The sequence below is a fragment of the Caballeronia sp. genome (assembly GCF_028292365.1).
In the GTDB taxonomy this organism is placed as follows: domain Bacteria; phylum Pseudomonadota; class Gammaproteobacteria; order Burkholderiales; family Burkholderiaceae; genus Caballeronia.
Genome location: NZ_JAQGMM010000036.1, coordinates 1 through 5,287, shown reverse-complemented (window position 1 = coordinate 5,287; position 5,287 = coordinate 1). Strand labels below are relative to the sequence as shown.

The window sequence follows — 5,287 nt, the reverse complement described above, 5'->3', positions numbered from 1 at the left end:
TTTGATCGCACGGGCCTCATTCGAGGTTCCGTGCGTATTTCAAACCCTCTTCGATGATCCTCCATGACCCCTCGCGACCTCTCTCCATTCCTGCGCCGCCTGAACGACCACTGCGCTCGCGCACTTGTTGAAGCAGCAAGCCTGTGTGAAACCCGTGCGCATAGGGAGATCGAGATTGAGCACTGGCTGATCAAGTTACTAGAACTTGGCGACGGCGATCTGGTCGCAATCGCACGGCGCTATGAGCTGGAGATGGACGGCATCTGGAACGGTCTGCTGAAGAGCATCGACCGGTTGCCGCGTGAGTTGCGGGGTAAGCCCGGGTTGTCGCAACGGCTTGGACAGATATTGGAAGCCGCGTGGTTGCGCGCTTCGTTTGAGGGCGGTCAGCCTGCAATCCGCTCGGCCCACTTGCTGGCCGTGCTCGCGGATTCTCCGCACCTGTTGTGTGCACCGGATGCGTGGCAGTTGTTGAGTGTGTCCGCTGTGCAGATCGAGCGCTTGATGCCGGAGTTGAATCGGGTGTCGATTGAAGGACAGACTGACGCGCCGAAGGACATCGCGGCTGCCTCGGAGGTTGCGCCTGCGAACGATGGACAGCCGTCATCCGCGCCTCATCACGCTGACTCCGACGCGCTGCAGCGCTTCACTATCGACATCACACAGAAAGCGCGCGACGGCAAGATTGATCCGGTGTTTGGCCGGGAAATCGAGATTCGCCAGATGGTCGATATCCTTGCACGACGCCGCAAAAACAATCCGATCCTCGTAGGCGAACCGGGGGTGGGCAAGACCGCGCTGGTCGAAGGGCTCGCGCTGAAGATTATCGAAGGCGATGTGCCGGCGACAATCCGCAACGTTTCGATTCTCACGCTCGATTTGGGTCTTCTGCAAGCAGGTGCAGGGGTAAAAGGCGAATTCGAGCAGCGACTGAAGAACGTGATCGAGGCCGTTCAAGAGTCGGTGTCGCCGATTCTTTTGTTTATCGACGAAGCACATACGTTGATTGGCGCAGGCAACACGGCAGGTGGCGCGGATGCCGCGAACCTGCTTAAGCCCGCGCTCGCGCGCGGCGAGTTACGCACGATTGCTGCCACCACCTGGTCCGAATACAAACAATACTTCGAACGCGACGCGGCTCTTGAACGACGCTTCCAGATGGTCAAGGTCGATGAACCCGACGACGACAACGCGTGCCTGATGCTGCGAGGCCTCAAGGCGCGCTACGCGCACCATCATGGCGTGCATATCACTGATGCCGCTGTGAGCGCGGCGGTTCGCTTATCGCGTCGTTATCTCACTGGCCGTCAGTTGCCGGACAAGGCCGTCGATCTGCTGGATACCGCGGCAGCACGCGTGCGCATGAGTCTCGATGCGACCCCGATCGCCATCACCACGCGGCGAGCAGAACACGCAGCGCTCGAAGTGGAGCGCGCGGCCTTGCTGCACGATGAGGGGGCAACTTCAGTTGAATACGCGCAGCGTCTTGGGTCTATCGATACCCGTCTGGAAACGCTCACGCGCGAACTGGTGCAACTGGAAGTTGAATTCGCGCAACAAAAGGATACGATTCTGACGCTCTTCGCGTTACGCGCGCGGTGGCATGGCGCAACCGATGAAACCCAGCGTCGCGACTTGCAGCCGTCGATCAAACAGGCGCACGATCAACTCGCCCAGCGTGGCAACGACGCGCTGATTTACGCAGAAGTCGATGAAGCCGCGATCGCGCGTGTGATCGCGGATTGGACGGGCGTGCCAGTGGGCAGTTTGCTATCGGATGAACTTGCGACGCTTCTCGAACTGGAGGCGCGGCTTGGCGATGTCGTGGTGGGTCAGGACGATGCATTGCACGCGCTGGGGAAGAGCCTCCGTGCGGCGAAAGCAGGGCTCAAGTCTGAAGACGCGCCGCTTGGGGTGTTCTTGTTGGTCGGACCATCCGGCGTGGGCAAAACCGAAACGGCGCGAGCGCTCGCCGACTTGATGTTCGGCGGTGAACGCGCACTTCTCACGATCAATCTCTCGGAATACCAGGAAGCTCATACCGTGTCTCAGCTCAAAGGTTCACCGCCGGGCTATGTGGGCTATGGACAAGGCGGTGTGCTGACCGAAGCCGTGCGCCGGCGCCCCTACAGCGTGATTCTGCTCGACGAAGTGGAGAAAGCGCACCGCGATGTGTTGAACGTCTTCTATCAAGTATTCGATCGCGGTTTCATGCGCGATGGTGAAGGCCGCGTGATCGACTTTCGCAATACGGTGATTGTGATGACATCGAATCTTGGCAGCGAACTGATCACGGCTGCTCAGGAAGCAGTGGTCGAGGCTGGCGGTGAGGTCACCACGGGCGTGCTGATGGAAGCGATCAGGCCCACGCTTGTCGAACATTTCCAGCCGGCGCTGCTCGCCCGCTTTCAGACGGTGGTCTACCGGCCGCTCTCGTCAGACGCGATGACCACGATCGTGCGGATGAAGCTTGCGAAGGTGGCGCAGCGCATTGAGCGCAAGTTCAATGTGCCGCTGATCTGCGATGACGCGCTGATCGGCGAGCTGGTGCGTGCGTGCCAGTTGCCGGATTCGGGGGCACGCAATATCGACAGTCTGCTGGATCAGCAGATCCTGCCGGTGCTCTCGCGGGAGTTGTTGGTGAGTGTGTCGCAAGCGCAGAACCTTCATGCGCTCAGGTTGTTGTATTCGGACGAAACCGGAATTGCTGTCGATTTCGATGAGGCACCCAGCGAGGAAGTCGCGCCATGACGCGCGGCGGTCCTGGGCTATTCGAAGTGGTGACGGGCCATTTTGCGAACGGTGATCCTATTGGCTTGCACGATAGAAGTACTCAAACGTTCCTCTCTGTGCGTGATAACATCCAGCGCATTTTGAACAGTCGCCGGGAAAGCCTCGCGCATCTGCCTGACTACGGTCTGGGTGATCTGTCGAAGATTTATCGGCACATGCCGGCTTCGGCACATACGCTTCGGCGCGAGATTGAAGACACGTTGCTCAAGTACGAGCCACGTTTGAAGTCGATCGATATAGCGTCCGCCGATACGGAGGATGGCATGTTGCTCAGTTTCACGATGACCTGTGAATTGCACCAGGGAGGACTTGTGCGCTACGGCACGCATTTCACGCCAGAGGGACAAGCGCGGCTGACTACGCGTGAGGACATTGACCAGTAGCCGGCCTTTGGTGTGCATTGAACAAGAGAAGCGAAGTACGAAAATAGGGCGTTAAAAGCTAATGTGGGCAGGACAGACATCGAGGTAATAGAATATCCACACTAGGCCGAACACTGCGCCCGGCAGCAGATTTTCCACCTTCACCGCGCCAGCAACCCCACCCCTCCATGACCCTCCTCACCCCCTCGCAGATCCAAACCTGGCACGCTCACATTTACTTCGACGCAAGCACCCGCGACGCCGCGTGGCAATTTCGCGAGGAAATCGCGACGCATTTCGGCGATGCTCTGCAACTCGGCCGGTTCCACGAGAAGCCTGTCGGCCCGCATCCGAAATGGTCGTACCAGCTCGCGTTCGAGCGCGCGCAATTTGCCGATATCGTCGAATGGCTGACGCTGAATCACGGCGCGCTAGACGTTTTCCTCCATCCCAATACCGGCGATTCGCTGCGAGACCACCGCGACGCGGCCGTGTGGATCGGTCACTCGCACAAACTGGTACTCGACATCTTCACGTCCTGATTAAAACGTGAAGCACTCAGTCCACCTCAAGGTTCCCGCGCGTTCCTGAACCCGCCCGGCCCGACCCCATACGTGTCTTTGAATTTCTTGCTGAACGCCGACTCCGACTGATACCCCACATTGTCCGCAATCTCGGCAATGCTCTTCGATGTACGCATCAGCAAGGTCCCTGCAAGCTGCATCCGAATGCGGGTGAGCAAGGACATCGGCGAGTCTTCTGTTAGCGCGCTGAAGGTCCGCATGTAGGTGGCGCGTGACATCGCCGATTGTTGCGCCAGCATCTCGATCGTCCAGCGCTCAGCCGGCCGTTCCAGCATCGCAATCACCGACGTCCCAAGCCGCGGATGCGCGAGCAGCGCGAGCACATCGGTAGTGGATGGCTGCTGTTCAAGATGCGCCCGCAGCAGCAGGGTAAACAACGCGGTGGAAAGCGCCGACACAATGGAATACGCCCCGGGCGCTGCCTCGCTCGCCTCCTTGCGCATCATGCCGACCATGCGCGTGAGGTCGGGGACATCGGCGCGGGCAAAGGACATTTTCACGAGATCCGGCAGCACGTCGATAAGTAATGCATTCGCGGCGTAGTTAAAGCGTCCGCATAACAAGTCGAGGTTCGCGGCATTCGGCCCGCAATTGGACCGGACCGTCACCACGCCATTATCGCGGCTCTCCATCTCACGATGTTTGCCGCTGTTAGCCAAATCAAGTCCCTGCAGCACGTGAGCATCGCCGCGCGGCAACATGACAATATCGCCGGTTTCCAGCAGCACATCCGCTTTCCCGCGGAATTTGAGGAGACAGCTTCCGGCGAGCACCACGTGGTACACCGCTTCGCTCGGAGGAGCGGGCGGATGGTCCAGTTCCCATTGCCCGCTCAGAAGGCAGCGCAGGTCGAGCGCGCCATGCAGGCGGGATAACTGGATCAGTCGGTCGAGTGCATCCATGGTGAGCTGAAAGGCGCAAGTGACAAGGCATTAACGGCGGCGTAACGATCTTACCGGAGAAATCAGCGTGCGAAGATCGGCCGAAATCTGCGCGCGGGCCGCCCATCTCGCGCAATCCGTTCGCAATGAAACTCACGCGATGAGACGAACGAGCACCCATTCGATCCGGTCCGGCATGGAGGTTCGGCGCACCGAGGTCTACATTTACGTCATGGCGGGGGCAGGGTGTACTAAAGCAAACCCGCTCTCTCGGCGTAGTGCGAATCCGCCCATACGGCTCGGTTCAGCTACGCGAAAACCTCTGAAAGGGAGCTGAAAAATGTCGACGGTCGAGCAATTCGAATACGTGTTTCTGGGCGGTGGAAAAGGCGGCAAGACACTGGCGATGGAACTCGCCAGATCAGGCAAGCGCGTGGCCGTTGTCGAAGAGGGAATGATCGGCGGCTCGTGTATCAATGTGGCCTGTATTCCGAGCAAGGCGCTGATTCAAAGCGCGCGCATCATGCATGCGGTGCAATCTGCAGACATATTGCAAGGCGCCGCTCACGACGCCAAGGTCGATATGACGCAGGTCCATCGCCGAGTGCGTGAGGTCGTGGACGGCATGGTCGATACCAACGCAAAAGCGTTCGAGGCATCGGGCTTC

Annotated in this window: 5 protein-coding genes; 4 read left to right on the top strand and 1 reads right to left on the bottom strand. The window is 59.3% G+C overall.

Going from position 1 to position 5,287, the window contains the following annotated elements:
• Nucleotides 1-63: 63 nt before the first annotated feature.
• The 3 genes from tssH (at nt 64) to JWR14_RS01745 (ending at nt 3,697) form a co-directional block, all read left to right on the top strand.
• Nucleotides 64-2,751 carry a type VI secretion system ATPase TssH gene (gene tssH, locus JWR14_RS01755; protein WP_299700315.1) on the top strand — a complete coding sequence of 896 codons (2,688 nt, stop codon included), beginning with the start codon at nt 64-66 and terminating at the stop codon, nt 2,749-2,751.
• Nucleotides 2,748-3,176 carry a type VI secretion system baseplate subunit TssE gene (tssE, locus tag JWR14_RS01750; protein WP_299700313.1) on the top strand — a complete coding sequence of 143 codons (429 nt, stop codon included), beginning with the start codon at nt 2,748-2,750 and terminating at the stop codon, nt 3,174-3,176. Before tssH ends, tssE begins: the two co-directional genes overlap by 4 nt.
• A gap of 167 nt (nt 3,177-3,343) precedes the next feature.
• Nucleotides 3,344-3,697, top strand: a complete 354-nt coding sequence (locus tag JWR14_RS01745) for a DOPA 4,5-dioxygenase family protein (protein ID WP_299700311.1) — start codon at nt 3,344-3,346, stop codon at nt 3,695-3,697.
• A 26-nt stretch (nt 3,698-3,723) separates the two neighbouring features.
• Here the strand turns inward: JWR14_RS01745 and JWR14_RS01740 are convergent, their stop codons facing one another.
• Nucleotides 3,724-4,641, bottom strand: coding sequence for an AraC family transcriptional regulator (locus tag JWR14_RS01740; protein ID WP_299700310.1), 918 nt, complete (start codon nt 4,639-4,641; stop codon nt 3,724-3,726).
• A 319-nt stretch (nt 4,642-4,960) separates the two neighbouring features.
• Between JWR14_RS01740 and JWR14_RS01735 the strand changes: the two genes are divergently transcribed.
• Nucleotides 4,961-5,287: FAD-dependent oxidoreductase (locus JWR14_RS01735; RefSeq protein WP_299700307.1), on the top strand; the 327-nt coding region annotated here is incomplete at its 3' end.

What these genes read in the sequence shown, in the direction of transcription:
- tssH (WP_299700315.1), top strand. Translation starts at nt 64, where the DNA reads ATGACCCCTCGCGACCTCTCTCCATTCCTGCGCCGCCTGAACGACCAC.
- tssE (WP_299700313.1), top strand. Translation starts at nt 2,748, where the DNA reads ATGACGCGCGGCGGTCCTGGGCTATTCGAAGTGGTGACGGGCCATTTT.
- JWR14_RS01745 (WP_299700311.1), top strand. Translation starts at nt 3,344, where the DNA reads ATGACCCTCCTCACCCCCTCGCAGATCCAAACCTGGCACGCTCACATT.
- JWR14_RS01740 (WP_299700310.1), bottom strand. Translation starts at nt 4,641, where the DNA reads ATGGATGCACTCGACCGACTGATCCAGTTATCCCGCCTGCATGGCGCG.